This window comes from Pseudomonas sp. GT1P32 (genome assembly GCF_054897805.1).
In genome coordinates this window covers 2,026,654-2,052,184 of sequence record NZ_CM142704.1, presented here as the reverse complement: position 1 = coordinate 2,052,184, position 25,531 = coordinate 2,026,654, and the positions used below count along the sequence as shown (strand labels likewise).

The following is a 25,531-nucleotide window of genomic DNA, read 5'->3' as shown; positions in this document are numbered from 1 at the left end:
GCATCGACAGGAGCGGACCGATGACCGACATCAAGGCAAACCCGATCAAGGTGATCGCGCTTGCGCTCCTGCTGATGCCCGGCAGCGTGTTGGCGGTGCAACCCATTACCACGCTGCCGTTGCGCCTTGACGCCGAGCAGCGCTGGCATCTGCCGGCGGGCGAATACCGTGGCTCGTTCAGCGTCGATCAGCCGATGCAGATTGTGTGCGAGCCCGGCGCGGTTTTTCAGGCGCAAGGGCAGGGCAACGGGGTGATTGTCAGCGCCCCGGACGTCGGGATCGAGGGCTGCACTTTTCTGGACTGGGGGCACGACCTCACGGCCATGAATGCGGCGGTCTTCCTCCAGCCCAAGGCCCGTGGCGCGGTGATCAAAGGCAATCGACTGCAAGGTCAGGGATTCGGGATCTGGGTCGATGGGACTCAGGATGCGAGCCTGATCGACAACCGCATCCAGGGCGATCCGGCGATGCGTTCACAGGATCGCGGTAACGGCATTCACTTGTATGCAGTGCATGGCGCCAGGGTCATCGGCAACCAGGTGCGCGACACCCGCGATGGCATCTACATCGACACCTCCAACGGCAACCTGCTGCAAGGCAATACCCTGGAAGACCTGCGTTACGGCGTGCATTACATGTTCGCCAACGACAACCAGCTGATCGGCAACATCACCCGCCGCACCCGCACCGGCTACGCCCTGATGCAAAGCCGCAAGCTCACGGTGATCGGCAACCGCTCTGAACAGGATCAGAACTACGGCATCCTGATGAACTACATCACCTATTCGACCTTGCGCGACAACTTCGTCACCGACGTGCGCGACGGCTCGACCGGCGACAGCATGATCAGCGGCGCCGAGGGCAAGGCGCTGTTCATCTACAACTCGCTGTTCAACCGCATCGAACACAACCACTTCGAGCACAGCGCCGTGGGCATTCACCTCACCGCCGGCTCCGAAGACAACCGCATCGCCGACAACGCCTTTGTCGGCAACCAGCGCCAGGTCAAATACGTCGCCACCCGCTTGCAGGAATGGTCGGCGGATGGCCGGGGCAATTACTGGAGCGACTACTTGGGCTGGGACCGCAACAACGATGGCCTGGGTGATATCGCCTACGAACCCAACGACAACGTCGACCGCCTGCTGTGGCTGTATCCGCAGGTGCGGCTGTTGATGAACAGCCCCGGGATTGAACTGCTGCGCTGGGTGCAACGGGCGTTTCCGGTGATGAAATCGCCGGGCGTACTCGACAGCCATCCGTTGATGAAATCCACCACGCACACCCTGACCAAGGAGCCCGTCACATGAATGTCGTCGATCTGGAAGGCGTCAGCCAGCGTTATGGGCACACCACGGTGTTGCATCAGTTGAGCCTGAGCCTGGCCGAAGGCGAAGTGCTGGGTTTGTTCGGGCACAACGGCGCGGGCAAGACCACCAGCATGAAACTGGTGCTCGGTTTGCTGCAGGCCAGCGAAGGGCAGGTCAGGGTGTTTGGCCGCTTGCCCAGTGATCCGAATGTCCGGCGTCTGCTCGGCTATTTGCCAGAGAACGTGACGTTTTATCCGCAGATGAGTGGCCTGGAAACCTTGCGTCATTTCGCGCGACTCAAAGGGGCCTCGTTCGCTCAGGTGGACGGGCTGCTGGAGGAAGTTGGCCTGGCAGGGGCGGCGCATCGACGGGTCAAGACCTACTCCAAAGGCATGCGCCAGCGCCTCGGGCTGGCGCAAGCCTTGCTCGGCGAGCCGCGCCTGTTGCTGCTCGACGAGCCGACGGTCGGCCTCGATCCCATCGCCACTCAAGACCTGTATCGGTTGCTCGACCGTCTGCGCAGCCAGGGCACCAGCGTCATTCTCTGTTCCCACGTTTTGCCGGGGGTCGAGGCGCATATCAATCGTGCGGCGATCCTGACCCAAGGGCGTCTGCTGGCCCTCGGCAGTCTGCGCAGCCTGCGCGAGGAAGCCGGGTTGCCGACGCTGATTCGCGCCAACGGGCTCAAGCATGCCGGCCCCTTGCAGGCCTCGTGGAACATCGCAGGGCATGTCACTCAACGTTGGGGCGTGGAGGGCCTGGAAGTGGCCGCGCTCAATGGCAGCAAACTGGGCCTGTTGCGTCAGTTGCTCAATGAGGATGAGCCGGCTGACGTGGAAATTACTCCACCGTCCCTGGAAGACCTCTACCGCTATTACATGGGACGGGCCGCTGCGACCCACAGTGGAGAGATTCTATGAACCCGATCTGGAACATGGCCCGCAAGGAATTCAATGACGGTTTGCGCAACCGCTGGTTGTTGGCGATCAGCCTGTTGTTCGCGGTGCTGGCCACCGGTATTGCCTGGTTGGGCGCGGCGGCCTCCGGTCAGTTGGGTTTTACCTCGGTGCCCGCGACCATCGCCAGCCTGGCCAGCCTGGCGACGTTCCTGATGCCGCTGATCGCCTTGATGCTGGCGTATGACGCCATTGTCGGCGAGGACGAAAGCGGCACCTTGCTGCTGTTGTTGACCTATCCGCTGGGGCGCGGGCACATCCTGCTCGGCAAGTTCATTGGCCACGGGTTGATCCTGGCGCTGGCGACGCTGATCGGTTTCGGCTGCGCGATGCTCGCGATCGCCGTGCTGGTGGACGACGTCGAACTGAACCTGCTGCTCTGGGCCTTCGGACGATTCATTGTGTCGTCGACGCTACTGGGCTGGGGCTTCCTTGGGCTGGCTTATGTGCTGAGCAGTGTCGCGGCCGAGAAATCCACGGCTGCCGGTTTGGCGCTGGGCGTGTGGTTCTTTTTCGTGCTGGTGTTCGACCTGGCGCTGCTCGCCCTGCTGGTGCTCAGCGAAGGGCACTTCAACCCGAAAGTGCTGCCCTGGTTGCTGCTGTTCAATCCCGCCGACCTCTATCGCTTGATCAATCTTTCCGGTTTTGACGCCGTCGCCAGTACCGCTGGCGTGCTGACCCTGGGCAGCGATTTGCCTGTGCCGGGCTCGATGCTCTGGTTTTGCCTGCTGTTGTGGGTGGCGGCGCCGTTGGGTACGGCCTGGCTGCTGTTCCGTCGACGGGCGACTTGAATTCTTACTTTGGTTTTTTGGAGCACCTGATGATGAGAACGCTTGATTGGAAGACGCTGCGCAACCTGGCGGGCCTGATGGTCTGTGTGCTGCTGACGGCGTGTGACAAACCCGTGCAAGCCAGCTACAGCGATGCCCCCAGCGCCTTTCATCCCAGTGATGAGTGCCATGTCTGCGGCATGATCATCGACGGCTTCCCCGGCCCCAAGGGTGAAGTGGTCGAGCACAGCGGCATCAAGAAATTCTGCTCCACGGCGGAAATGATCGGTTGGTGGTTGCAACCGGAAAACCATCATGGCGATGCCAAGTTGTATGTCCACGACATGGAGCACAGCCCCTGGAATTCGCCGGATGATACCCGGCTGATCGATGCCAAAGATGCGTTTTACGTGGTCGGCACCCGGCTCAAGGGCGCGATGGGTGTGGTGTTGGCGTCGTTCTCCAGCCAGCAGGCTGCTGAAAAACTGGCCACGGAGCAGGGCGGTCGCGTGCTGCGGTTCAGCGAGATCGATCAGTCGGTGCTGCAGCAACCGGCCATGTCGCACTCGACTCATTGAGCTGTCGATCCATTGAGAAAATCTGATCGCCGTCAAGTCGGTATTTCTGCATCTGTTCAAAGATAGGGGCCCGCCAGGTCCCCAGTGCTTGGCATCGATGATGCCCAGGAGAACATGATGCAAACCGAGTTTCAGGATCGTTTGGCCGTGATCACCGGCGCCAGTTCCGGGATTGGCCTGGCCTTGTGCGCGGCGCTGTTGCCGCGTGGGGTCAGGGTGTTGGCGATGTCACGCACCGTCGGTGACTTGCCGGCCTTGCAGCAGATCTACGGTGAACGGCTGCAATGGTGTGCCGGGGATGTTACCTGCGAGGACGATCTGCAAGGGTTGGCCCGGCGTGCGGCGACGTTGGGGCGGGTGGATTATCTGGTGCCCAACGCCGGCATTGCCGAAATGGCCGACAGCCTGGACATGCCGGCCTTCCAGCGGCAATGGGCGGTTAACGGTGCGGGTGCGTTGAACACCCTGGCGGCGTTGCGCGGTGAGTTGGCGAACCCGGCGTCGGTGGTGTTTGTCGGCAGCTTCCTGACGGGTTCGAGTTTTCCCGGCCTGGCTGCCTGCATTGCCAGCAAGGCCGCATTGGCGGCACAGGCGCGCACGCTGGCGGTGGAGTTTGCCCGTTACGATGTGCGCATCAACCTGGTCTCGCCGGGGCCGACCGCGACCTCGATGTGGGACAACCTGGGCTTGAGCGACGGTGAGCTTGACGATGTTGCCGACACGCTTGGCAAGCGTCTGTTGCCGGGGCATTTTCTTGATGCGTCTGCGGTGGCCAACGTGATTATTTTTCAGCTGTCCCAGGGGGCGCGGGGTGTTTATGGACAGGACTGGAAGGTTGATAACGGTTATACGTTGGGCTGAGGGGGGCTTGGGGTACATATCCGTTTCTGCGGTAACGGCGGCTATTGGTTTCGCCCTTACGGCGAGTCCCTTTTCCAAACGCCGAAAAGGAACCAAAAGGCTTTGCCCCTGACGTACGGTGCCTCGCCTAGGCTCGGCATTCCCTCGCTCCGGTCCTGCTCCGTGGGCCCGCCGCGATCGGCCATCCCTGGCCGTGCGCGGCTAACCCGGCATCCATGCCGGGTTGCCCACTGCGCAGAACCTCCACTCGGCCTCCCGACGGGGCAGATCAAAATCAAAATCAAAATCAAAAGCCAAAGCCAAAGCCAAAACCAAAACCAAAGCCAAAGCAAAGCAACAGAAGTAGGCGCGATAATTGGCCATGACACCAATCAACTGTAGGAGCCGGCTTGCTGGCGATAGCGTCCGTCCAGCCAATAAATGAGTCGACTGACCCACCGCTATCGCCAGCAAGCCGGCTCCTACACGGTGATTGGGTTCACACGATTCAAAATTGTAGGAGCCAGCTTGCTGGCGATGGACGTCAACGATAACGCGGGCTGTCTGAATGAACGCGTTGTCCAAACGTTTTTCGCCGGCAAGCCGGCTCCTACAGGGATCTGCGTTTGCTTTTGATTTTCACCACTCATCAGGCCGAGCGTTAGCTCGCCTTCAGCTTTTGATCTGAGCGCCCCCTCGAGAGGCCGAGCGCAGGTTCTGCGCAGTGGGCAACCCGGCATGGATGCCGGGTTAGCCGCCCCCGGCCATGGATGGCCGATGGCGGCGGGCCCACGGAGCAGGACCGGAGCGAGGGCATGCCGAGCATTAGCGAGGCACCGAACGAAAGGGGCAAGAGCCCTTTGGTTACTTTGGGGCTTTTCCAAAGTGACTCGCCGTAAGGGCGAAACCGCCAGCCGCCATCACCAAAAAAACGGATATACACCCAAACCAAAACCCAACCCCTAATGCGAAGTCCCCTCCACAAACTCGATCTTGTTGCCAACGTTGTACTTGCCCGACGGCTTGTTCATCGGGATACGCTTGATCTCCTCAAGCGTGTCACTGTCATAAACAATCAGCGCCCCATCGGTGGCCCAAATGCTCAACAGCAAGTGCCGCCCATCGCGAGTGAACTCGACGTGCGCCGCCGTCTTGCCAGGCATCGGACGCAAGGTACGAGCGATTTCCAGAGTCTGTTTGTCGATCAAATGAATCGCATCGTTGTCCGGCCCGAAGAACACATCCGTCCAGGCATACCGCGAATTGACGTGACTGCGCATGAAAAACCCCGGCCCCAGCGTCGGGATTTCCTTGATCAGCTTCCAGGTCTTGAAATCGATGACCGAGATCAGCCCCTTGCTGATGTTCGGCGTGGCAAACACCCACTGACCGTTGCGTTTCCAATAGGTCCCGGACCCCAGGTGCGGCATGCCCGGCAACGGAATGTCGGTGACCACCTTGCCACTGTCGAGGTCGATCACCTGACCGCCCTTGGCCTTGCGCGACGTGGCCAGCAACTGCTTGTAGTCCGGTGAAAAGGAAAAGTCGTCGAACATGTCCTCAGCCTCGATCCGTCGCGGCTCGAAGTCCGGAGTCCCGGCGCTCGACAGTTCCCAGACTTCCTTCACGTCCTTGAGCGCGACGATGAAACTGTCCCGTGGCGGCGCGGTGTAGACGGCGCTGACCCGTGACGCCGTGCCGTCCCGGCCGATGGCTGGAATGGTTTTGACCAGCGACAGATCGCGGGCATCCAGCACGACAAGATTGCCCGGCAAATAGTTACCCACCAACACCCAGCGACCATCCTTGCTCACCGCAAGGTTACGGGTGTTGAGTCCGGCGCGGACCTCGGCGATCAGCTTCAGGTTGTGCAGGTCGTAAAGGCTGACCCAGCCATCGCGCGAGGCGACATAGACGAAGCGCCCGTCGGGTGAGAACTTCGGTCCGCCATGCACGGCAAAGTGCGAGGTAAACCGCGCCAGCACCTCGAAACGATCGCCGTCGAGGATGTTGATGTGGTGATCGCCAGCTTCCACCACCACGAACAGGTTCAGTGGATCGGCGCCATGCTGGGGCGTGGTGGGCAGCTTGCTGATGTCGGCGAGCATCGAGTGACTGCCGCGAATCTCGTCGTTGCTCCAGGTCGGCGGGGTGGTGGGCGGTTGCTGAAGGTAGCTCACCAGCGCGTCGATCTGCGCCGGGTTGAACACGTTGGCAAACCCGGTCATCTGGCTTGCGGGACGGCCGTTCTGGATCACGCTGCGGATTTCATCGGGTTTGATCCGGCTCAGACTCTCTGGCAACAACGCCGGCCCGGTACCGCCGAAACGGTTGGCGCCATGGCAGCTTTGGCAATGCTGGCGGTAGTCGTTCGCGGCGTGTTCAAGTGCCGGGTCGGCGGCGCCAGCGGCGACACTGACCCATAACAACGGCAGCAGCAACCCGCGCTTCATGGCGCCACCTTGCCGTGCCGTTGCAACGCCTGAACAGGATAAAAACGCGCCGGGTATTCCATCGGTTGTGCCGCGAACAGATCGACCACCTTGCCAATCACCGTCAGCGTCGGGATACCGGGCGGGCACTCCAGCGCCAACGTCGGCAGTTGGTGCAACAAACCACGGGCAACGTGCTGGTCGGGTCGCGTGCCGTTGCTAATCAGCGCTGCCGGTGTATCGGCCGACAACCCGGCCTCGATCAGGTGCCGGGCGATCACCCCGAGGTTCGATAAGCCCATGTAAAACACCAGGGTCTGGCTGCTGTCGGCCAGATCGCGCCAAGGCAGTTTCAACTCGCCGTCGTGTTGCAAGTGGCCGGTGATGAATCGACAGGAATTGACCAGGTCCCGGTGCGTCAGCGGGATGCCGGCGTAAGCGCTGCACCCGGACGCGGCGGTGATGCCCGGCACCACCTGGCAGTCGATGTTGCGCTGCAGCAGATACTGCAACTCCTCGGCGCCGCGACCGAAAATGAACGGGTCGCCACCCTTGAGCCGGACCACGCGTTGCCCTTGCTCGGCGAGGTCGGCCAGCAGCTCGTTGATCTGTTCCTGGGGCAGGCTGTGGCAGCCGCTGGCCTTGCCGACGTAATGCCGGGCGCAAGTGAGGGGGATCAGCGTCAGCAGGTCGGGGCTGATCAGACGGTCGTAAACCACGGCGTCGGCCTGCATCAACAGGCTCCAGGCGCGCAGGGTCAGCAGGCGTGGATCGCCGGGGCCCGCGCCGACCAGGGCGACTTCGCCCGGTCTGAACAGGGACGCAAGTGCGGCCGGTAAAATAATCGATGGATGCATGGGACGTCCTTGGTTCTTCATCAGGTTGGCCGGGGCTTGCCAGGCGGATGCTTCAGTGCATGACGCAAGGGATTGTCGTGATGGGCGGCACACCGATTTCTTCATCGCTGAGGTGGCAACCGGGGTCCTGCCCCCACAGATCGCCTTCGGCCCAGGCGCGGGTTCGGGTGTTGCCGTTGCAGATGTCCAGCCAGCGACATTGGCCACAGCGGCCGCCGACGGCGCGCGGATGCGCCCGCAGCTGTTGCAACAGGGTGTCCGGCCGGTCCAGCCACAGCGTGCGAAACGGCGTGTGCCGCACGTTGCCCACCGAGTGCTGCCACCAATAGGTGTCCGGGTGCACTTCGCCGGTGTTGTCGATGTTGGCGATGCCGCTGCCCGAGGCATTGCCGCCCCAGGCGCGCAGCATGTGTTCCAGGCGCGGGTAATGTTCGGGCAGATGCAGCCCCACCCATTGCAGCAACAGAACCGCGTCGGCATCGTTGTTGCCGCTGACGAAATCGCTGTCGCGACCCTGCGCGATGTCCTCCCAGGCGCGTTCGAAAATCAGCGTCATCGCCTCGCGGCTCATCTGTTGCCGGGCGTCGAGCTGGCGGCTGCGTTTGCCGCGACCGCTGTAGTTGAGGTGCGACAGGTAAAACTTCTGCACGTCGTACTCGCGCATCAGCGCCAGCAATTGGGGAAGCTGCGCATGGTTTTCCTGGGTCAGGGTGGTGCGCAGGCCGACCCGAATACCTTGTTCGCGACAGAGGCGGATCGCCCGCATGGAACTGGCAAAACTGCCCTTGAGTTGACGGAAGGCGTCATGGGTGGCTTCCAGGCCATCGATGCTGATCCCGACATAGTCGAAATTCGCCGCACGGATCTGCGTGATGTTGTGCTCATCGATCAGCGTGCCGTTGGTGGACAAGGCAACAAAGAAACCCTTGGCGCGGGCGTAGGCGCTGAGCACAAACAGATCGTCACGCAGCAGCGGTTCACCGCCGGACAGGATCAAAACCTTCACCCCGGCAGCGCGCAGATCATCGATCACGCTCAGTGCGGCGGGCGTATCCAGTTCATCGCGAAAGACACTGTCGGCCGAGGTTGCGTAGCAGTGTTTGCAAGTCAGATTGCAGCGCCGCAGCAGGTTCCAGATCACCACGGGCGGCCGGTTGTAGCCCGGTGGGCTGGTTCTGGGGGCGGGCGCCTGGCCGGCCAGCGCACGCAGGTATTGGCTGATCCTCAACATGCAACTCTCCTTGAGTCGGCGCGCTTTCAGTGCGTTGCGGGTGGCAGGCGCAATCCGGTTTTTTTCAGGATGCGGCTGCTCACCAGCATCTCGTCGGCGGCACAGGCATCGCCCAGCAAGTAGCGCAGGTGTTCGCGGTAGCTGTCGATTTCCTCGCTGCTGCGACCGTGCACCATGGCAAACAGGTTGTAACGCCAGTCCTCACGGCGCGGGCGTCGATAGCAATGGCTGACGAAGGGCTGCGCACCGATCAGCGCACCGAGGCGCGGCATGTCGGCGTCGCGCACATCCCAGACCGTCATGCCGTTGTAGCGATAACCCAGGCGATAGTGATTGGGGACGGCGGCGATGCGGCGGATGGCGCCCTCGGCCTGCAAACGCTTGAGCAAGTCCAGGGTGGATTCGATGCTCAAGTCCAACTGCTCGGCGAGCCAGGCCCAAGGGTCGTCCAGCAATGGCAGGCCGGTCTGGGTCAGCTCGATCAGGCGATGGGCCAGGGTGTCTTCAGACCGGGAAATACAAACCGACATGGTAGGTCTCCTCTTTGGGCAGATTCAGCAGCGGCAAGCCGGTCAGGGATTCAATGCGCTGCAGGGTCTCGGCAATGCCTTGTTCGGTCGGGCAGCCGAGCACAAACCACATGTTCCAGGGGTGTTCGCGTCGATAGTTGTGGGCCACTTCCGGCAGGGCATGCAGTTGCTCGGCGACGTCTTCGAAGCGTTCTTCCGGCACCGCCAGCGCCGCGAGCGTGAAGGCACCGCCCAGCCGTTCAATGTCGAACATCGGGCCAAAGCGTGTGAGTACGCCGTCTTCCAGCAGCGCGTGGAGTCGATCGAGCAGTTCGCTGCTGCTGCTTTGCAGTTCGGCGGCCAGTACTTTCCAGGGATGGCGCACCAACGGCAGGCCCAGTTGCAAGCGGTTGATCAGTCGACGGTCGAGGTCATCCACGGTCGGGTGCTCCTGTTGATGAGGGCGCAAAGCGCCCGCCGCATTGTTTGAAGGCGTGGGTGCTGAACAGCAGTTGGTGGGGCAGGTCGCTCAGCAGGTGTTCTTCGAGCAGCGCCTGAATGTGCGCCGCGACTTGATCGCGTTGGCGACCGTGAACCATGCAGAACAGGTTGTATCGCCAGTCAGGCAAGCGTCGCGGCCGTTGATAGCAGAGGGTGATGCCGGGCGCTCGCCCCAGGCGCTGGCCGACTTCGTCGATCAACGCGTCCGGAATGTCCAGCACCAGCATTGCGTTGGCGGTAAAGCCCAGCGCGCGATGGTTGAGCACCAGGCCAACCCGACGGAATAACCCTTGTTCGTGCCACTGGTGCATTTGCGCGAGCACCTGGTTTTCCTCAGCGTTGATCCGTTCGGCGAGTGCCTGATAAGGGCGCGAGACCAGCGGCAACCCGCCTTCCAGGTGCCGACGCAGGGCCAGTGCCTGTTTGGGATTCAATGGCGCTTTCATCGGCTTTCTCCCAGGGCAAAGCCGAGGTCGATGCGGTAGGCGGTCAACATCGGCAGGTCCAGTGGGGTGAGGCCGGTGTCGTGCTCCAGTTCTTCGAGAATGCGCTCGATGTGTTGGCGATCGGGGCCGGTCAATACAAACCACAGGTTGTAGTGATGCTCGCGCGCATAGTTGTGATTGACCTCGGGGTATTGGCTGACGCGCTCGGCGACTTGATGCAGGCGTTCGGCGGGCACGGCGAGGGCGGCGAGGGTGCTGGCGCCGGCACGGCTGTGGTCGAACACCGGGCCGATCCGCGACAAGGCCCCGGCCAGTTCCAGGCGTTGCAGGCAGGCGATCACTTGCGACTCGCTGCAACCCAGCACCTGGGCCATTTCACGATAAGGTTCCGGGCACAGCGGCATGCCATGCTGGAAGCGATCAATCAGTTGGCAGGCAAGCAGGTCGAGGTCCATTTCAATAGCCCATTTTTTGTGCGCGGCTGCTGAAGAAGATGCCGCTCGGCGCGGTGGCCGGCAGGGTGCTCAGCTGTTTCAGGCTGTACGGGTCCCAGACCTGAACCTGATTGCCGTCGCGTAACGACAGCCACAGCTGATCGCCGCGCGCGGTGAATTCCATGTGCAACACCGCCGGGCCTGGTCGCAGGTCGGCGACCACGGCGTGGGTTTCGGTGTCGATCACCTGGACCCGATCGTTGTCCGGGTAGGCGAAATTGACCCACAGTTGCCGACCGTCCGGGCGCGAGGTGACGAACACCGGTTGGCCGGCCACGGGGATCACGGCGCTCTGCTGCCAGGTGCGCGAATCCATCACCAACACTTGATGGCGACCGACAGCGGGGACGAAGGCCTGATGGTCGGCGACAGCCCAGCCCTCAAGGTGCGGCATTTTGTAGACCGGCAGTTTTGCCTGGCCGCGTCCGTAATCACCGAGCACCCGCTTTACCCCACGCTCGGGATGCCAGAGGTCAAGTTGCGCCATGCCGTCTTCGCCGAACAGGCCGGCCATGTAGTAGCGCCCGTCCGGGGTGATCAGCGCGTCGTAGGGTTGCTCGCCGATGTCGGTGAAGCGGCTGATCTGCGGGGTGGTGCCCTGGCTGAAATCCAGGGTCCAGATCTCGCCGGTGTCGAACAGGCTGAACACAAAACGCTGGCCAGGCGCGTCGACCAGGCCGACCACACGGGAACGCTTGCTGCCATCGGCCAGCGGGGTAGCGGGAATGTCGGCCACCAGCTGCAAGGTCTGTGCATCAAAAACCTTGACCCCGCCCGGCACATAGTTGGAGACCGCGATCAGCTTGCCGTCCTGACTGATGGCGCCGCCGATGCTGTTGCCGCCCTGGATCACTCGGTGATCGATGCGTCGGGTCAGCAGGTCGATCTTGCTCAGACCGCCGTCGCGGCCGAACACATAGGCAAAGCGCTGGTCGCGGGAGAACACCACCGAGGCGTGGGACAGGTCGCCCAACCCTTCGAGTCGGGCCAGCGAAGTGCGGTTGTCGCTTTCGATGATTTGCAGGCTGCCGGTGGCGCGTTCCACTACCACGCCCAAGTCGCCGGTGCCACGCAAGGGTGGCTGAGCGCAGGCGGATAACAACAGCCCGGTCGCCGCTGACAGCAGGATTGAACGGATCATGGTGCGGGATATCCCTGGAGAAGAAGATCGATCAGCCAACGGATGTCGGCGGTGCTGAGCAGCGGGGCCCAACCGGGCATTGCGGTGCCGGGCCGGCCATGGGTGACGGTGGCGATCAGGCTGTCCCTGGACTTGCCCGCCAGCGCTGCGCGGGTCAGTTCGGGGCCGAGGCCGCCGGTCATGTGCAGCCCATGGCAGGCGCCGCAGTCCTGGGCCAGCAGGTGTTCGAGTTGCGCCTGACGCTGGGCGTCGGGCGCGGCAACCGTGGTTGCGCAAATGAGGAGGAGGGCCGCCAGAACCAGAGCCTTTCGATAAATCATCATGGCGCCCTCCAGGCGGTTATTTGAGCGTCAGGACCCAGGTCGCGAGAATCTTCGCTTCCTCATCCGTGACCGGGTTGGCCGGCATCGGCATCGGTCCCCAATTGCCCTGTGTGCCGTTTTTGATATGACTGGCCAGGGTGTCCGCGGCCCCGGCTACGCCCGCATTCTTGGCCGCTACATCCTTGAGTGCCGGGCCGACCAGTTTGGTGTCGATGGTGTGGCAGGCGGCGCAGGGTTTGCTCTTGAACAGCTCCAGTGCGTCCTGGGCCATGGCCGGTTGCACGCTCAGCGCAGCGGTCAGGGCGAACAGTGAAAGCAGAGTATTTTTCATGGTGTTTCCTTGCATTGATGGAGCTCAATAGATGTCGTGTTGGGTGTTGTAGACGTTGAACTTTCCGGTGGGTGTAATCAGTCGTTTGTCCTTGATGACTGACTTGAGCTTCAGGGTTTTATCGTCGATCACCACCAGCGCCGATTCGTCGGCCTGGCCGCTCCACACGGAGAACCAGACTTCATCGCCGGCCTTGTTGTATTCCGGTTGCACGACGCGCATCGCCCCTTGCTTGATGCCCGCGTATTCGGCGATGGGCAGCACGGTGTAGCCGGCGTCGAGCTTGTCGATGTTGAACACCGCCACCGACTGACTGAGTTTTGCGTCCGGGTTGAGGGTGGTGTCGACGTACAGGTGACGGGAGTTGGGGTGGGTCTTGATGAACAGCGATCCGCCGCCCTGACCCTTGATCGAGGCGACCTGTTTCCAGGCGTATTGCGCGTGATTGACCGGGTCGGTGCCGATCAGCGAGATGCCTTCATCGCCCAGGTGGCTGGTGGCCCAGACCGGCCCGTAGGTTGGGTGGTCGAAGTTGGCGCCGCGCCCTGGGTGCGGGGTTTTGCCGACGTCCACGAGCGCGGTCAACTTGCGCTCCTTGGAGTCGATCACGGCGACTTTGTTGGAGTTGTTGGCGGCGGTCATGAAGTAGCGGTGCGTGCTGTCCCAACCGCCGTCATGCAGGAACGGCGCGGCGTCGATGGAGGTGACGGTGAGGTTCTTGATGTCCTGGTAATTGACCAGCATGACCTTGCCGGTTTCCTTGACGTTGACGATGAACTCCGGCCATTCGTGAGACGCGATGATCGCCGCGACCCTCGGCTCAGGGTGATATTCCTGCTTGTCGACGGTCATGCCGCGTGTCGAGACGATCTGCTTCGGCTCCAGGGTTTCGCCGTCCATGATGGTGAATTGCGGCGGCCAATAGGAACCGGCGATGGTGTACTTGTCTTCGTAGCCCTTGAATTTGGAGGTCTCGACCGAGCGCGCTTCGATGCCCACTTTGACTTCGGCGACCTTGGTCGGCTCCACCGGCCACAGGTCGATCATGTCGATCCGGGCGTCGCGGCCAATCACCAGCAAGTAGCGGCCCGAGGCGGAAATCCGCGAGATGTGCACCGCATAACCGGTCTCGATCAGCTTGACGATTTTCTTGCTGTCGCCGTCGATCAGGGCAATCTTGCCGTCATCGCGCAACGTCACCGAAAACAGGTTGGGCAGGTCGAGTTTGCTCAATTGCTTTTTCGGACGATCCTCAGGTTTGACCAGCACCTTCCAGGTTTTCAGCGTTTCGGCCATGCCCCATTCCGGTGGTGTCGGCGGCGTGTGCTGAACGAACTTGGCCATGGCCGTGATTTGCTCCTTGGTCAGGGCATTGGACGTCCCCCAGTTCGGCATGCCTGCCGGTGAACCGTAGGTAATCAAGGCCTCCAGGAACGGTTGCCCGCGCGACTGGGTGATGTCCGGGGTCAGCGGCTTGCCGGTCGCCCCTTTGCGCAGCACGCCGTGACAGCCGGCGCAGCGCTGGAAGTAGATTTCCTTGGATGAATCGAACTCGGCCCGGCTCATGTCGGGAGCGCCAGCGGTTATGACCATGGGCGGTGTGGCGGCGGGTTCGTTGGCTCTGGCTGCGTGAGACACCGCAAAGGTCAGTGTCGAACACAGGGTGGCGACGGTCAGAGCAAACGTTTTTCTATTGCTGATCAGCATTCCATTTCTCCTCAGGCAAGACCTTTGCGATGCGCTGGAACGACAGCGCAGGACGCAGGTTCTTAGTGCGCTGCAAGGCTATGCCCGAGCAGGCCAATGCCCGCTTGACGGCGATCAAGTTTGCCGGCCATGTCGCTTGCCAGGTTGTCGCAGGGGTCCGTAGCGTGTCCCTCAATTCTGTTGTTGAATCAGGTGCCCCATGGACCATCTCCCGTCTGGCGAACACAAGGCCGAACCCTTCTACCAACCGCTCAATAATGAGGAGGCGCTGTTCGAGCAGGCCTGGCGACACGGCATGCCGGTGCTGATCAAGGGACCGACCGGATGCGGCAAGACCCGTTTCGTCCAGCACATGGCGCATCGGTTGAACCTGCCGCTGTACACCGTTGCGTGCCACGACGACCTGAGCGCGGCTGACTTGATCGGCCGCCATCTGATCGGTGCCCAGGGCACCTGGTGGCAGGACGGACCGCTGACCCGCGCGGTACGCGAAGGCGGCATCTGTTACCTCGACGAAGTGGTCGAGGCGCGCCAGGACACCGTGGTGGTGTTGCATCCGCTGGCCGACGATCGTCGCGAATTGTTCCTGGAACGCACCGGCGAGGTGTTGCAGGCGCCGCCGTCCTTCATGCTGGTGGTGTCCTACAACCCCGGTTACCAGAACCTGCTCAAAGGCATGAAACCCAGTACCCGACAACGCTTCGTGGCGATGCGTTTCGGTTACCCGCCGGTGGCCGATGAAGAGCGCATTGTTGCCCGCGAGGCCCAGGTGGACAGTGCGCTGGCGGCGCAAGTGGTCAGGTTGGGGCAGGCGCTACGCCGGCTCGATCAGCATGATCTGGAGGAAGTCGCTTCGACGCGGTTGCTGATTTTCACCGCACGAATGATCCGCGCCGGCATGAGCCCGCGTGAGGCGTGCATGGCCTGCCTGGCCGAACCATTGAGCGACGATCCGCTGACCGTTGCGGCGCTGATGGACGTGGTTGATGTCCACTTCGGTTGAGCCCGGCGGTGTTGCGCCCAGGCATTTGCCGGGCGATCTGGCGATGTGGTTTTTCATTCTCGCCGAGCTGTCGGTGTTTGCCATTCTGATTCTGGCGTTCGCCGTGACCCAGGCACTCAAGCCGCAGCTGTTCAGCGAAAGCCGTCTGTTACTGAACACGTCGACCGGTCTGGCGATGACCCTGAGCCTGCTCACCGCCGGGCTGTTCGCGGCGCTGGCGCAGGCGCAAGTCAGGCGCTCACGGCCTCGCCACGGCGTTGTCTGGCTGTTGGCCGCGTTGTTCGTCGCCAGTGTTTATGTGGTGTTGAAAGTCACCGAGTACCGACACTTGCTGGCCTCGGGGCTGGGGATGGAGCACAACACGTTTTTCACGCTGTACTGGATCCTCACCGGGTTTCATTTTCTTCATGTGTTGCTTGGCATGTTCATCCTCGGATGGCTGGCCGAGCGTTGCCGTCGTGGGTTGTACGACGCCAGTAATCGCAGCGGATTTGAATCCGGCGTGTTGTATTGGCACATGGTTGATCTGATCTGGGTGGTGTTGTTTCCGCTGGTTTACGTGCTGGGTTGATGAGGTTTTCATGTCTGCTTCCAGGTTCTTGTTTGTCTGCTGGGCTGCGTTGGCCACGCTGAGCGTGTGCACTGTGTTGCTGGCGCAGTCGGGCGCGACAGGGGTGTTGTCCGTGGCCATTTTGCTGGTGGCGGTGGGCAAGGCCTGGTTGATTACTGATGGCTTCATGGAAATGCGCCATGCGCCGCGATTGTGGCGTCGGTTGTTGGTGAGTTGGGCGTTGGTGTTGGCGGTTGTTGTGGGGGTGATGTTGGTAGTGGTTGATTGATTGAGTGCATATCCATTTCTGCGGTAATGGCGGCTATTGGTTTCGCCCTTACGGCGAGTCACTTGGAGAAGCGCCAAGTAACCAAGCGCTCTTGCCCCTTTCGTTCGGTGCCTCGCTAAGGCTCGGCATGCCCTCGCTCCGGTCCTGCTCCGTGGGCCCGCCGCGATCGGCCATCCTTGGCCGTGCGCGGCTAACCCGGCATCCATGCCGGGTTGCCCACTGCGCAGAACCTGCGCTCGGCCTCTCGAGGGGGCGCTCAGATCAAAAGCTGAAGGCGAGCTAACGCTCGGCCTGATGAGTGGTGAGAAGCGAAAGCGTACGCGATTCCCTGTAGGAGCCGGCTTGCCGGGGAAAAAAACGCCCGGACACCGCATTTATTCAGACAGCACGCGTCATCGTTGACGCCCATCGCCGGCAAGCCAGCTCCTACAATTTTGAATCGTGTGAACCCAATCTTCGTGTAGGAGCCGGCTTGCTGGCGAAAATCGTCTGAACACTGCGCTCATTCAGACAGCCCGCGTTATTGTTGGCGTCCATCGCTGGCAAGCCAGCTCCTACAATTTTGAATCGTATGAACCTAATCCCCGTGTAGGAGCCGGCTTGCCGGCGAAAATCGTCTGAACACTGCGCTCATTCAGACAGCCCGCGTTATCGTTGGCGTCCATCGCTGGCAAGCCAGCTCCTACAGTTTTGAATCGTGTGAACCCAATCTTCGTGTAGGAGCCGGCTTGCTGGCGAAAAGCGTCTGGGCAACGCGTTCATTCAGAAAGCACGCGTTATCGTTGGCGTCCATCGCTGGCAAGCCAGCTCCTACAGTTTTGAATCGTGTGAACCCAATCCCTGTGTAGGAGCCGGCTTGCTGGCGAAAAGCGTCTGGGCAACGCGTTCATTCAGACAGCACGCGTTATCGTTGACGCCCATCGCCGGCAAGCCAGCTCCTACAGTTTTGAATCGTGTGAACCCAATCCCTGTGTAGGAGCCGGCTTGCTGGCGATAGCGGTGAGTCAGTCGACGTATGTATTGGCTGGACGGACGCCATCGCCAGCAAGCCGGCTCCTACAGGGGAGCGGTGTACATGTCCGGAATGAGTGAACACATCAAAGAAGGACAACGCGTACACAAATGAGCCAGGTCGGCTTTCAGGCCGCCTCGGCGGCTGTGGCGGTAGTCGCCCCCTCGAGAGGCTGAGCGCAGGTTCTGCGCAGTGGGCAACCCGGCAAGGATGCCGGGTTAGCCGCCCCCGGCCAGGGATGGCCGATGGCGGCGGGCCCACGGAGCAGGACCGGAGCGAGGGCATGCCGAGCATTAGCGAGGCACCGAACGAAAGGGGCAAGAGCGCTTGGTTACTTGGCGCTTTTCCAAGTAACTCGCCGTAAGGGCGAAACCAATAGCCGCCATCACCGCAAAAACGGATATGCCCCCCCCTTCAAAAAACAAACGGCCTGACACAAAAACGTTCCCACATTCGATCTGCGGTGCCGGCAATACCCGAGCAAAACCATCGGAGTTTCTTGATCGCCATCAAGCAGGTTTCAACCCTTCGCTTCCTATCATGGACGGGCCAAGCAAAGAGGAAGCGACCATGTCAGAGACCTTCACCAAAGGCATGGCCAGGAACATCTACTTCGGGGGAAGCATCTTCTTCTTCCTGGTATTCCTGGCCTTGACCTACCACACGGAACAGACCTTCCCGGTGCGCAGCAACGAAGCGCAGTTAACCGAATCAGTGATTCGCGGCAAGACAGTCTGGGAGCAAAACAACTGCATCGGCTGCCACACGCTGCTGGGCGAGGGCGCCTACTTTGCGCCTGAGCTGGGCAACGTCTTCCAGCGACGCGGCGGGGAAGAGGGCTTCAAACCTTTCCTGCATGCCTGGATGAAAATGCAGCCGCTGGGCGTACCCGGCCGGCGCGCGATGCCTCAGTTCAAATTGAGTGACCAGGAGGTGGATGACATCGCCGAGTTCCTCAAATGGAGCTCGAAAATCAACACCAATGGCTGGCCGCCAAACAAGGAGGGCTGAGCAATGAGCATTGCCAATCCACATCTTAAATTCGCCTCGCAAGCCGTGGCCAAACCGTACTTCGTGTTTGCCCTGATCCTGTTCCTCGGTCAGGTGCTGTTCGGTTTGATCATGGGCCTGCAATACGTGATCGGAGACTTTCTGTTCCCGATCATTCCGTTCAACGTGGCGCGGATGGTGCACACCAACCTGCTGATTGTCTGGCTGCTGTTCGGCTTCATGGGCGCGGCTTACTACCTGATTCCGGAAGAAGCCGACCGTGAGCTGCACAGCCCGAAACTGGCGATCGTCCTGTTCTGGGTGTTTGCCGCCGCCGGTGTGCTGACGATCCTGGGCTACCTGCTGGTGCCGTATGCGGGTCTGGCCAGGCTGACCCACAACGAGTTGCTGCCGACCATGGGCCGGGAGTTCCTCGAGCAGCCGACCATCACCAAGATGGGCATCGTGGTGGTGTGCCTGGGCTTCCTCTACAACATCGGCATGACCCTGCTCAAAGGTCGCAAGACCACCGTCAGCATGGTGATGATGACCGGGTTGATCGGCCTCGCGGTGTTCTTCCTGTTCTCCTTCTACAACCCCGGCAACCTCGCCCGTGACAAGTTTTACTGGTGGTGGGTGGTGCATCTTTGGGTGGAAGGCGTGTGGGAATTGATCATGGGTTCGATGCTCGCCTTCGTGCTGATCAAGATCACCGGGGTAGACCGGGAAGTCGTGGAGAAATGGCTGTACGTGATCATCGCCATGGCGCTGATTACCGGGATCATCGGCACCGGTCACCACTTCTTCTGGATCGGTGCGCCCGAGGTCTGGTTGTGGGTCGGCTCGATCTTTTCCGCCATGGAGCCGCTGCCGTTCCTGGCCATGGTGATCTTCGCGTTCAGCATGGTGAAGAACCGTCGTCGGCAACACCCGAATCGTGCGGCCACGCTGTGGGCCAAGGGCACCACGGTCACGGCGTTCTTCGGTGCGGGCGTCTGGGGTTTTCTGCACACGTTGGCCCCGGTCAACTTCTACACCCACGGTTCGCAACTGACGGCGGCTCACGGTCACCTGGCCTTCTACGGCGCTTACGCGATGATCGTGATGACCTTGATCAGCTACGCCATGCCACGCTTGCGCGGCTTGGGTGAAGCCGGCGACGAGCGCTCGCAGACGCTGGAGATCTGGGGCTTCTGGTTGATGACCCTGTCGATGGTGATGATCACATTGTTCCTCACCGCTGCCGGTGTCGTGCAGGTCTACCTGCAACGCTGGCAGGCCGACGGAATCGCGTTGCCCTTCATGTCCACGGTCGAACATTTGCAAGTGCTGTTCTGGGCCCGCCTGGGTTCCGGTGTGGGTTTCTTCGCCGGGTTGCTCTGCTACTTGTTCAGCTTCAAGCAACGTGGCCGCGCCGCTTTGCGCGCCCCGGCAGCCGTGGTTCCGTCGTGAGCCTGCATAACGGCTAGAAAAGGTCGGCCCGGCTGAGACAGCGGGCCGTTTTTTTGCGTTGAAACAAGGGCAACTACCATGGCCTTTACCGTTGAACTGGAAGAGTGGGTCGGCAGTGTCTGGCACCGTTTCATCACCCGGCGCGCCAGCGCGGATTTCCCCGAGGCACGCGTTGAGCTGATCAGCCAGCAACGCCCGCTGGCGCTGTTGTTTCGCGCCATGGGCGGTGCCAACGGTGTCGGCGTTGAAGCCGCCAGCGACCGCGATCTGCTGCTGCGGCGCAACGTGTTGCAGCAGATCGCCGGCACCTGCAAACAAGTGCCGTTGGCGTGGTGCGACGCGGCGAATCTTCGGCTGCCGTCTAGCCTGGCGGTGTTTCCTGAAGTCGCTCTGAACGAGGAACTCTATCGTTGGCTCGCGCTGCTGGCGGCACAGGCCGGGCCGATGCGTCAGTGGGGGCGGGACAATCAGCGCTGGACGCAACAGCTGTTGCAGCGCTTCCCCGCGTTGCGCGTCCGCTATCAACGCCTGGTCGATGCGCATCTGCAATTACGCCCGGATCCCGCCTCGTTGAGCCGCAGTGAAGCCGCGCTGGAGCGGGCGTTATGCCAGGCGTTGCGTGAGCCGGGCAGTGTCGAGCATTTTCCTCGTAGCGAACGGGCTGCCTGGCCGCTGCCATTGTGGTTGTACCCGCCGCAAAATTTCGCCAGTGCGCAAGCAGCCGATCTGGGCGATGAATCCGAAGAGTCGTTGACCACGCCACCCGGCGAACAGAAAAGCGGACGCAAACGCGCCACGCGGATCGATGAAAGCACCCGTGATGGCGGGCTGTTGGTGGTGCGCCTGGAGAACCTGTTCAGCTGGACCGAACACGTGGATCTGGATCGCTGGTCGGACGACAGCGAAGACCCGGACGCCGCCCGGGTTGCCGATGACCTGGACGAACTGACGCTGTCGCGCACCCGTCTGCGCAAGGGCGGTGGCCTCAAGCTGCATCTGGATCTGCCGCCGGCCGATGTCGACGATATTCCCTTGGGCGAGGGCATCAAGTTGCCGGAGTGGGACTATCGCAAGCAGCGGATGCAGGACAGCTTCGTCAATCTACAAATGATGGTGCCGCGCGACTGTGAAGCGCAGCCGCTGCCGCCAGGGCTCAAGGCCTCGGCGCGACGTTTGCGCCGCCAGTTCGAGCACCTGCGTAACGACCGCCAGTGGTTACGCCAGCAACCCCAGGGCTCTGAACTGGACATGCAGGCCTGGCTGGATTTTCACGTTGAGCGCGAGCATGGCGAGTGCGCCGAACGGGGTTTGTTCATGGAACAACGCCAGACCCGCCGCGACCTGGCGTGCCTGTTGCTGGCCGATGTGTCGATGTCCACCGACGCCCATCTCAACGATGAACATCGCGTTATCGATGTCATCCGCGACAGCCTGCTGCTGTTCGGCGAAACCCTGTCGGTGCTGGGTGATGATTTTGCCCTGTACGGGTTTTCCTCGTTGCGTCGCCAGCAAGTGCGTATGCAAGAACTCAAGTCGTTCACCCAGCGTTATGACGACAACACCCGAGGTCGCATCCAGGGACTCAAGCCGGGTTATTACACACGCATGGGCGCCGCCATTCGCCAGGCCACCAAACTGCTGGGCACCAGCAAACGACGGAGCAAATTGTTGTTGCTGCTCACCGACGGCAAGCCGAATGATCTGGATTTGTATGAGGGCCGCTACGGTGTCGAAGACACCCGCGAGGCGGTGCTGGAGGCGCGGCGCCAGGGGTTGACGCCGTTCTGTATCACGATTGATCGCGAGGCCGGGGACTACTTGCCGTACATGTTCGGCGCCAATGGCTACACCTTGATTCGCCAGCCTGAACAACTGCCCCTGCGCCTACCGCAGTTGTATCGCCAGTTGACCCAGCCTTGACCCTGGCTTCAGCGCGGCAGCCAGAAAAACATCGCCACGCAAAAAACCGTCAGGCCGATGCAGAACCACATGAACCGACGCTGCCGACGCTCCCCGGCGCGTTCGGCCAGTGCCGGCAGGGGCATGCCGCAGTGGCGGCATTCGGTTTCTTTTGATGGGTTGGCGTGTTGGCAATACAGGCAGACGGGCATGGCGCTCACTCGAACTGTTCCAGGCGTGGACGATCAAGAATGGCGATCTGGCGGCCGTCCTGGGTAATGATTTTTTCATCGATCAGGCGGCGGATGATGCGCGAAAACGTCTCCGGCTGGATCGACAGGTGCCCGGCAATCAGTTGCTTGGCCATCGGCAGTTCGAATTGACTGTCGATGGTTTGCTGGCGCACGAGTTGCGTCAGCAGATAGCGCACGACCCGGTGAGTGGCGTTTTTCAGTGACAGGGTTTCGATTTCGTTGACCCGCTGATGCAGGCGAACGCAGAGCTTGCCCAGCAGCGCGAAGGTCAGCCGGCTGTTGTTCTGCAGCAAGCGCATGTAGGTGCTGTTGGATAACCGGTAGAGCTGGGTAGGGCAGACCGCTTCGGCCGAGGCCACATAGTTGGGGGTGTCCATCAGCATCATCGCTTCGGCGAAGGTTTGCCGATCGCTGAGCACCTCAAATACTTTCTCCTGCCCGTCGGGTGTCAGGCGGTAGATCTTCACCGCCCCGGCAATCACGAAATAGAACGAATCGGCCGGCTCGCCCTGACGGAACAACGGCTCGCCTTTGTCGATGCTTAGCAGTTGGCTGGTACTCATCAATTCATCCAGCTGTTCTTCATTCAACGGCTCGAACAAGTGATGACTGCGCAGAATCTGGTGATGGACGCGATGAAGCACCATGGGAATTCATCCTGAAGGTTGAGGAGGTGGCTTGCGATCAAGAATCAGACAAGGCCCAGGGAGATGCCGCTGGCCACCGCCAGGACAGAGGTCAACACCACAAACCAGGCCAGTGGCTGGACAACTTTTTTCATGAGGACTCCCGGGATCGAATTTGCTTTGAGTTCCCGAGGCTTGAGCAAGACGCGGGCCATGCCTGAAGGCCTTTGTTTATTGGGGTTGGAGATGAATAGGGTTAAAAGGACCCAATCGATCAGGGTAAAAACAACCCTCAAATGGTCATTTGTACCCTGTGTAAGCCACCGTTGCAGTGAGGAAGTGCCGCCGGCCGTTGATCTGGAGCGGGGGCACGCCCCTTGCACACTTGATCTGCGACAAAGGCAATTGCTCGGCAATACCCGATGATTGCACCCGGAATTACCTCGCGCGCTGGTTGGCGCCAGGTCAGCAACAAGGTAGAGGAGTGGCTTTATGCAAGTGCTTGACCGCCGTAAAGCGATGGCCATCGCGCCGCTGTTACGTCTGGCCTTTCGGCCGTTCTTCCTCGCGGGCGGCCTGTTGGCTGTGCTGGTCATCCCGCTTTGGCTGGCGGCCTTCAGCGGTTCGTTGTCCGCGTGGCAGCCGGCCGGTGGTTGGCTGGGCTGGCATCGGCATGAATTGCTGTTCGGGTTCGGGCTGGCGATTATTGCGGGCTTCCTGCTGACGGCCGTACAGACCTGGACCGGTCGCCCCGGCCTCAGCGGCAAACCGTTGGCCGCGCTGGCGCTGCTGTGGTTGGCGGCGCGCGTGGCGTGGCTGGTCAATGCTCCGTGGCCGCTGTTGGTGGTGCTGGAGCTGGCGTTCCCGCTGGCGGTGGCGGCGTTGATGGGCTTCACGTTGTGGAAGGTACGGCAAAAGCGTAACTACCCGATTGTGGTGGTCCTGCTGTTGCTGGCCGCGGCCGACGGGTTGTCCGTGTCGGGGCTGGTCGCAGGTCATGAAGGCTGGCAGCGTCAGGGCGTGCTGACCGGCATCTGGCTGGTGGCGGCCATGATGGGGTTGATCGGCGGCCGCGTGATTCCGTTCTTCACCCAGCGCGGCCTCGGCCGGGTTGACGCTGTTGCCCCTTGGCCATGGCTGGATTGGCTGCTGCTGATTGGCTCGCCACTGGTGGCGTTGCTGTATGCGGTCGGCCCTGCGCTCAACGCCAATGTCTGGGTGGGTTTGTTGTTCGCGGTGCTGGGGGCTGGGCATCTGGTGCGTCTGGTGCGCTGGCAAGATCGCGGCCTGTGGCGCGTGCCGTTGTTGTGGTCGCTGCACCTGGCTTACGGCTGGCTGGCGGTGGCCTGTCTCGGCATGGCGCTGTGGCATTTCGGCGTGCCGCTGAACCCGAGCCTGGCAGTGCATTGCCTGACAATCGGCGCCATGGGCGGTCTGGTGCTGGCGATGATCGCGCGGGTAACGCTCGGGCATACCGGCCGTGCGCTGGAGCCACCGTCGGGCATGACCTTGGCGTTCATTTTGCTCAACCTGGCGTGTCTGAGTCGGGTCGTGTTGATTGTGTTTTTCCCTTTGCCGGCGTTGTGGCTGGCCGGTCTGTGCTGGACGCTGGCGTTTGCGCTGTACGCCTGGCGTTATGGGCCGATGCTGCTGCGGGCCCGGGTCGACGGTCATCCGGGATGAGCAGGCCAACGAATGGAGACGGGCGATGATGTACCCCTTTTTGTTGATTACGCATTTGCTGGCAGCCATCGCCTTCATCGGCACGCTGTTTTTCGAAGTGGTGATCTGGCATCGCGCACGCCAGCCGTTGGCAGAAACGGCGCGAGCGACGGCGGATCAAGCGATTGCCGTGCGCTCGCGCAAGGTGCTGCACGGTGTGGTGTTGCTGTTGTATGGCGCCGGCATCGCGCTCGCCTGGCAACACCGCAGTGTTTTGAGCCAGCCGCTGGCCAGCAGTTTTGGCACCTTGCTGAGCCTGAAAATCATCCTGGCCCTGAGCATCATCGGCCATTACCTGCTGCTGGCGTATTGGCTGAAAAGCGCGCGGCTGTCCACGACCCGCGCGACCTGGATTCGCCGCAGCATTCTCGGGCACATGGTGTTGATCGTGATCCTGGCCAAGGCGATGTTCTATTGGCACGGCTGATGGTGCTGTAAAACCGGTAGTTCTGAGGTGACGCCATTCGCGAGCAAGCCCGCTCCCACAGGGGAATACTGATCCCTGTGGGAGCGAGCCTGCTCGCGAAAAGTGTGATCAGTGGTGTGGGTTCAGGGCGTTGATGAACAGCACGTTGTTTTCCAGATGAATGTGTTGCATCAGGTCGTCCTTGAATTCCAGCAACCCGCGATAGAGTGCGCGCCAGGTGTTGCAGGCATCCGCCGGCGGAGTGATGTGATGGGTCAGGGCGAGCATCTGTTCCAGCGCTTCGCCATGTTGATCATGTTCGAAACGCAACACCTGGATCGGCGGTGCGGCCTGAGGGCCGATGCCTAGTTGCAGCATCGGGAAGAGCACTTGTTCTTCCTTGAGCATGTGGCCTTCGAGTTCTTGCTGCATGTCGCTCAGCAGATCGGCCAGGCCGTTGGGACAGGTGCTGCGCGACCCGTGCACTTGCTCGACGCGCCGGGCCAGGCGGATCAGTTCCGGCAGTTGCTCGCGGTGGCGGGCGTGGTAGCGCGTCAGGAGGTGGGCAATCAACGCCTCGGACGTTTCGGTGCGCCAGTCGTGCTGGGTTTCGCCGGTGTCTTGCAGGGTTTCCAGGGCATCGGCAATCAGCAGCGGATCGAGGTCTTTGCCAAGGGCCGCTTCCCGCAGGCTTTTATGCCCGCCGCAACAGAAGTCCAGTTTGAAGTTGTGAAAGATTCGGGTGGCGCCGGGAATGTCGCAGGCCAGTTGGCCGAGGCTTTGTTCCAGTAGGGTCTGGCTCATCAGGGGTTCCTTGCTTGGGTTTCAACGGTTCTCCTGGTTCTCTGCATCCGGCATGCCATATTTAACTGATTGATAAATATGAATTTATTTTTAGTTGT

General features: G+C 61.4%; 28 protein-coding genes. 13 read left to right on the top strand and 15 right to left on the bottom strand.

Annotated elements, in window-relative coordinates; all coding sequences use genetic code 11:
- The first annotated feature begins 20 nt into the window (after positions 1-20).
- The 5 genes from ACYZUC_RS09255 (at position 21) to ACYZUC_RS09235 (ending at position 4,475) form a co-directional block, all read left to right on the top strand.
- A complete protein-coding gene (locus ACYZUC_RS09255) occupies positions 21-1,310 on the top strand; it encodes a nitrous oxide reductase family maturation protein NosD (protein ID WP_461995249.1) in 1,290 nt (429 codons plus the stop codon).
- A complete protein-coding gene (locus tag ACYZUC_RS09250; RefSeq protein WP_461995248.1) occupies positions 1,307-2,230 on the top strand; it encodes an ABC transporter ATP-binding protein in 924 nt (307 codons plus the stop codon). Before ACYZUC_RS09255 ends, ACYZUC_RS09250 begins: the two co-directional genes overlap by 4 nt.
- The gene (locus ACYZUC_RS09245; RefSeq protein WP_461995247.1) at positions 2,227-3,057 is read left to right on the top strand and encodes an ABC transporter permease; all 831 of its coding nucleotides are present in this window, start codon (positions 2,227-2,229) and stop codon (positions 3,055-3,057) included. Before ACYZUC_RS09250 ends, ACYZUC_RS09245 begins: the two co-directional genes overlap by 4 nt.
- Before the next feature lie 32 nt (positions 3,058-3,089).
- Positions 3,090-3,614 (top strand): nitrous oxide reductase accessory protein NosL, encoded by a 525-nt coding sequence (locus ACYZUC_RS09240; protein WP_461996690.1) that lies wholly within the window; start codon positions 3,090-3,092, stop codon positions 3,612-3,614.
- A gap of 117 nt (positions 3,615-3,731) precedes the next feature.
- On the top strand, positions 3,732-4,475 hold the full coding sequence (locus ACYZUC_RS09235; protein ID WP_008032084.1) for an SDR family NAD(P)-dependent oxidoreductase: 744 nt from the start codon (positions 3,732-3,734) through the stop codon (positions 4,473-4,475).
- Positions 4,476-4,676: 201 nt separating this feature from the next.
- On the opposite strand, the gene ACYZUC_RS09230 is transcribed toward ACYZUC_RS09235, so the two are convergent.
- From ACYZUC_RS09230 to nirS, 12 genes are all read right to left on the bottom strand, one after another.
- Positions 4,677-5,039, bottom strand: a complete 363-nt coding sequence (locus ACYZUC_RS09230; protein ID WP_461995245.1) for a hypothetical protein — start codon at positions 5,037-5,039, stop codon at positions 4,677-4,679.
- Positions 5,040-5,416: 377 nt separating this feature from the next.
- Positions 5,417-6,907, bottom strand: a complete 1,491-nt coding sequence (locus tag ACYZUC_RS09225) for a cytochrome D1 domain-containing protein (protein WP_461995243.1) — start codon at positions 6,905-6,907, stop codon at positions 5,417-5,419.
- Complete coding sequence (gene cobA, locus ACYZUC_RS09220) at positions 6,904-7,743, bottom strand: uroporphyrinogen-III C-methyltransferase (protein ID WP_461995241.1); 840 nt, start codon at positions 7,741-7,743, stop codon at positions 6,904-6,906. The genes ACYZUC_RS09225 and cobA overlap by 4 nt, the downstream gene beginning before the upstream one ends.
- 52 nt (positions 7,744-7,795) lie before the next feature.
- Positions 7,796-8,974: a heme d1 biosynthesis radical SAM protein NirJ gene (gene nirJ, locus ACYZUC_RS09215; RefSeq protein WP_461995240.1), complete on the bottom strand. Its 1,179-nt coding sequence runs from the start codon at positions 8,972-8,974 to the stop codon at positions 7,796-7,798.
- A 26-nt stretch (positions 8,975-9,000) separates the two neighbouring features.
- Entirely contained in the window at positions 9,001-9,504 is a 504-nt protein-coding gene (ahbB, locus tag ACYZUC_RS09210) for a siroheme decarboxylase subunit beta (protein ID WP_008043669.1), read from the bottom strand.
- A complete protein-coding gene (locus tag ACYZUC_RS09205; RefSeq protein WP_008034421.1) occupies positions 9,479-9,922 on the bottom strand; it encodes an Lrp/AsnC family transcriptional regulator in 444 nt (147 codons plus the stop codon). The genes ahbB (ACYZUC_RS09210) and ACYZUC_RS09205 overlap by 26 nt, the downstream gene beginning before the upstream one ends.
- Positions 9,915-10,430, bottom strand: coding sequence for a siroheme decarboxylase subunit beta (ahbB, locus tag ACYZUC_RS09200; protein WP_253402644.1), 516 nt, complete (start codon positions 10,428-10,430; stop codon positions 9,915-9,917). Before ahbB (ACYZUC_RS09200) ends, ACYZUC_RS09205 begins: the two co-directional genes overlap by 8 nt.
- Entirely contained in the window at positions 10,427-10,885 is a 459-nt protein-coding gene (locus ACYZUC_RS09195) for an Lrp/AsnC family transcriptional regulator (protein ID WP_226299015.1), read from the bottom strand. Before ACYZUC_RS09195 ends, ahbB (ACYZUC_RS09200) begins: the two co-directional genes overlap by 4 nt.
- A 1-nt stretch (position 10,886) precedes the next feature.
- Positions 10,887-12,065, bottom strand: a complete 1,179-nt coding sequence (locus ACYZUC_RS09190; protein ID WP_461995237.1) for a cytochrome D1 domain-containing protein — start codon at positions 12,063-12,065, stop codon at positions 10,887-10,889.
- A complete protein-coding gene (locus tag ACYZUC_RS09185; RefSeq protein ID WP_253402646.1) occupies positions 12,062-12,388 on the bottom strand; it encodes a c-type cytochrome in 327 nt (108 codons plus the stop codon). Before ACYZUC_RS09185 ends, ACYZUC_RS09190 begins: the two co-directional genes overlap by 4 nt.
- Positions 12,389-12,404: 16 nt before the next feature.
- Entirely contained in the window at positions 12,405-12,719 is a 315-nt protein-coding gene (locus ACYZUC_RS09180; protein ID WP_461995235.1) for a c-type cytochrome, read from the bottom strand.
- 24 nt (positions 12,720-12,743) lie between these two features.
- Positions 12,744-14,426, bottom strand: a complete 1,683-nt coding sequence (gene nirS / locus ACYZUC_RS09175; protein WP_461995233.1) for a nitrite reductase — start codon at positions 14,424-14,426, stop codon at positions 12,744-12,746.
- Positions 14,427-14,625: 199 nt separating this feature from the next.
- Here nirS and ACYZUC_RS09170 point away from each other — a divergent pair, with 199 nt between their 5' ends.
- The 6 genes from ACYZUC_RS09170 (at position 14,626) to ACYZUC_RS09145 (ending at position 21,642) form a co-directional block, all read left to right on the top strand.
- Positions 14,626-15,429 carry an AAA family ATPase gene (locus tag ACYZUC_RS09170; protein WP_461995231.1) on the top strand — a complete coding sequence of 268 codons (804 nt, stop codon included), beginning with the start codon at positions 14,626-14,628 and terminating at the stop codon, positions 15,427-15,429.
- Entirely contained in the window at positions 15,413-16,000 is a 588-nt protein-coding gene (locus tag ACYZUC_RS09165) for a cytochrome c oxidase subunit 3 family protein (protein WP_461995229.1), read from the top strand. The genes ACYZUC_RS09170 and ACYZUC_RS09165 overlap by 17 nt, the downstream gene beginning before the upstream one ends.
- Before the next feature lie 10 nt (positions 16,001-16,010).
- Positions 16,011-16,268, top strand: coding sequence for a cytochrome C oxidase subunit IV family protein (locus tag ACYZUC_RS09160; RefSeq protein WP_461995228.1), 258 nt, complete (start codon positions 16,011-16,013; stop codon positions 16,266-16,268).
- Between the two features lie 1,582 nt (positions 16,269-17,850).
- Complete coding sequence (locus tag ACYZUC_RS09155) at positions 17,851-18,291, top strand: c-type cytochrome (protein ID WP_461995226.1); 441 nt, start codon at positions 17,851-17,853, stop codon at positions 18,289-18,291.
- Between the two features lie 3 nt (positions 18,292-18,294).
- Positions 18,295-19,722, top strand: a complete 1,428-nt coding sequence (locus ACYZUC_RS09150) for a cbb3-type cytochrome c oxidase subunit I (protein WP_461995224.1) — start codon at positions 18,295-18,297, stop codon at positions 19,720-19,722.
- Between the two features lie 78 nt (positions 19,723-19,800).
- Positions 19,801-21,642, top strand: coding sequence for a nitric oxide reductase activation protein NorD (locus ACYZUC_RS09145; protein ID WP_461995222.1), 1,842 nt, complete (start codon positions 19,801-19,803; stop codon positions 21,640-21,642).
- Between the two features lie 8 nt (positions 21,643-21,650).
- On the opposite strand, the gene ACYZUC_RS09140 is transcribed toward ACYZUC_RS09145, so the two are convergent.
- Together ACYZUC_RS09140 and ACYZUC_RS09135 are read right to left on the bottom strand one after the other, a co-directional pair.
- A complete protein-coding gene (locus ACYZUC_RS09140; protein ID WP_461996689.1) occupies positions 21,651-21,833 on the bottom strand; it encodes a protein DnrP in 183 nt (60 codons plus the stop codon).
- A gap of 5 nt (positions 21,834-21,838) precedes the next feature.
- Positions 21,839-22,522, bottom strand: a complete 684-nt coding sequence (locus ACYZUC_RS09135) for a Crp/Fnr family transcriptional regulator (protein WP_008029654.1) — start codon at positions 22,520-22,522, stop codon at positions 21,839-21,841.
- Between the two features lie 471 nt (positions 22,523-22,993).
- Here ACYZUC_RS09135 and ACYZUC_RS09130 point away from each other — a divergent pair, with 471 nt between their 5' ends.
- Together ACYZUC_RS09130 and ACYZUC_RS09125 are read left to right on the top strand one after the other, a co-directional pair.
- Entirely contained in the window at positions 22,994-24,184 is a 1,191-nt protein-coding gene (locus ACYZUC_RS09130; RefSeq protein ID WP_461995220.1) for an NnrS family protein, read from the top strand.
- A gap of 28 nt (positions 24,185-24,212) precedes the next feature.
- Complete coding sequence (locus ACYZUC_RS09125) at positions 24,213-24,650, top strand: CopD family copper resistance protein (RefSeq protein WP_461996688.1); 438 nt, start codon at positions 24,213-24,215, stop codon at positions 24,648-24,650.
- Between the two features lie 108 nt (positions 24,651-24,758).
- Here ACYZUC_RS09125 and ytfE read toward each other — a convergent pair whose 3' ends face one another.
- On the bottom strand, positions 24,759-25,433 hold the full coding sequence (gene ytfE, locus ACYZUC_RS09120) for an iron-sulfur cluster repair protein YtfE (RefSeq protein ID WP_461995218.1): 675 nt from the start codon (positions 25,431-25,433) through the stop codon (positions 24,759-24,761).
- Positions 25,434-25,531 lie beyond the last annotated feature (98 nt).

Excerpts from the sequence above, each read along its gene's own strand:
- ACYZUC_RS09255 (WP_461995249.1), top strand. The coding sequence starts at position 21 with ATGACCGACATCAAGGCAAACCCGATCAAGGTGATCGCGCTTGCGCTC.
- ACYZUC_RS09250 (WP_461995248.1), top strand. The coding sequence starts at position 1,307 with ATGAATGTCGTCGATCTGGAAGGCGTCAGCCAGCGTTATGGGCACACC.
- ACYZUC_RS09245 (WP_461995247.1), top strand. The coding sequence starts at position 2,227 with ATGAACCCGATCTGGAACATGGCCCGCAAGGAATTCAATGACGGTTTG.
- ACYZUC_RS09240 (WP_461996690.1), top strand. The coding sequence starts at position 3,090 with ATGAGAACGCTTGATTGGAAGACGCTGCGCAACCTGGCGGGCCTGATG.
- ACYZUC_RS09235 (WP_008032084.1), top strand. The coding sequence starts at position 3,732 with ATGCAAACCGAGTTTCAGGATCGTTTGGCCGTGATCACCGGCGCCAGT.
- ACYZUC_RS09225 (WP_461995243.1), bottom strand. The coding sequence starts at position 6,907 with ATGAAGCGCGGGTTGCTGCTGCCGTTGTTATGGGTCAGTGTCGCCGCT.
- cobA (WP_461995241.1), bottom strand. The coding sequence starts at position 7,743 with ATGCATCCATCGATTATTTTACCGGCCGCACTTGCGTCCCTGTTCAGA.
- nirJ (WP_461995240.1), bottom strand. The coding sequence starts at position 8,974 with ATGTTGAGGATCAGCCAATACCTGCGTGCGCTGGCCGGCCAGGCGCCC.
- ahbB (WP_008043669.1), bottom strand. The coding sequence starts at position 9,504 with ATGTCGGTTTGTATTTCCCGGTCTGAAGACACCCTGGCCCATCGCCTG.
- ahbB (WP_253402644.1), bottom strand. The coding sequence starts at position 10,430 with ATGAAAGCGCCATTGAATCCCAAACAGGCACTGGCCCTGCGTCGGCAC.
- ACYZUC_RS09195 (WP_226299015.1), bottom strand. The coding sequence starts at position 10,885 with ATGGACCTCGACCTGCTTGCCTGCCAACTGATTGATCGCTTCCAGCAT.
- ACYZUC_RS09190 (WP_461995237.1), bottom strand. The coding sequence starts at position 12,065 with ATGATCCGTTCAATCCTGCTGTCAGCGGCGACCGGGCTGTTGTTATCC.
- ACYZUC_RS09185 (WP_253402646.1), bottom strand. The coding sequence starts at position 12,388 with ATGATGATTTATCGAAAGGCTCTGGTTCTGGCGGCCCTCCTCCTCATT.
- ACYZUC_RS09180 (WP_461995235.1), bottom strand. The coding sequence starts at position 12,719 with ATGAAAAATACTCTGCTTTCACTGTTCGCCCTGACCGCTGCGCTGAGC.
- nirS (WP_461995233.1), bottom strand. The coding sequence starts at position 14,426 with ATGCTGATCAGCAATAGAAAAACGTTTGCTCTGACCGTCGCCACCCTG.
- ACYZUC_RS09170 (WP_461995231.1), top strand. The coding sequence starts at position 14,626 with ATGGACCATCTCCCGTCTGGCGAACACAAGGCCGAACCCTTCTACCAA.
- ACYZUC_RS09165 (WP_461995229.1), top strand. The coding sequence starts at position 15,413 with ATGTCCACTTCGGTTGAGCCCGGCGGTGTTGCGCCCAGGCATTTGCCG.
- ACYZUC_RS09160 (WP_461995228.1), top strand. The coding sequence starts at position 16,011 with ATGTCTGCTTCCAGGTTCTTGTTTGTCTGCTGGGCTGCGTTGGCCACG.
- ACYZUC_RS09155 (WP_461995226.1), top strand. The coding sequence starts at position 17,851 with ATGTCAGAGACCTTCACCAAAGGCATGGCCAGGAACATCTACTTCGGG.
- ACYZUC_RS09150 (WP_461995224.1), top strand. The coding sequence starts at position 18,295 with ATGAGCATTGCCAATCCACATCTTAAATTCGCCTCGCAAGCCGTGGCC.
- ACYZUC_RS09145 (WP_461995222.1), top strand. The coding sequence starts at position 19,801 with ATGGCCTTTACCGTTGAACTGGAAGAGTGGGTCGGCAGTGTCTGGCAC.
- ACYZUC_RS09140 (WP_461996689.1), bottom strand. The coding sequence starts at position 21,833 with ATGCCCGTCTGCCTGTATTGCCAACACGCCAACCCATCAAAAGAAACC.
- ACYZUC_RS09135 (WP_008029654.1), bottom strand. The coding sequence starts at position 22,522 with ATGGTGCTTCATCGCGTCCATCACCAGATTCTGCGCAGTCATCACTTG.
- ACYZUC_RS09130 (WP_461995220.1), top strand. The coding sequence starts at position 22,994 with ATGCAAGTGCTTGACCGCCGTAAAGCGATGGCCATCGCGCCGCTGTTA.
- ACYZUC_RS09125 (WP_461996688.1), top strand. The coding sequence starts at position 24,213 with ATGTACCCCTTTTTGTTGATTACGCATTTGCTGGCAGCCATCGCCTTC.
- ytfE (WP_461995218.1), bottom strand. The coding sequence starts at position 25,433 with ATGAGCCAGACCCTACTGGAACAAAGCCTCGGCCAACTGGCCTGCGAC.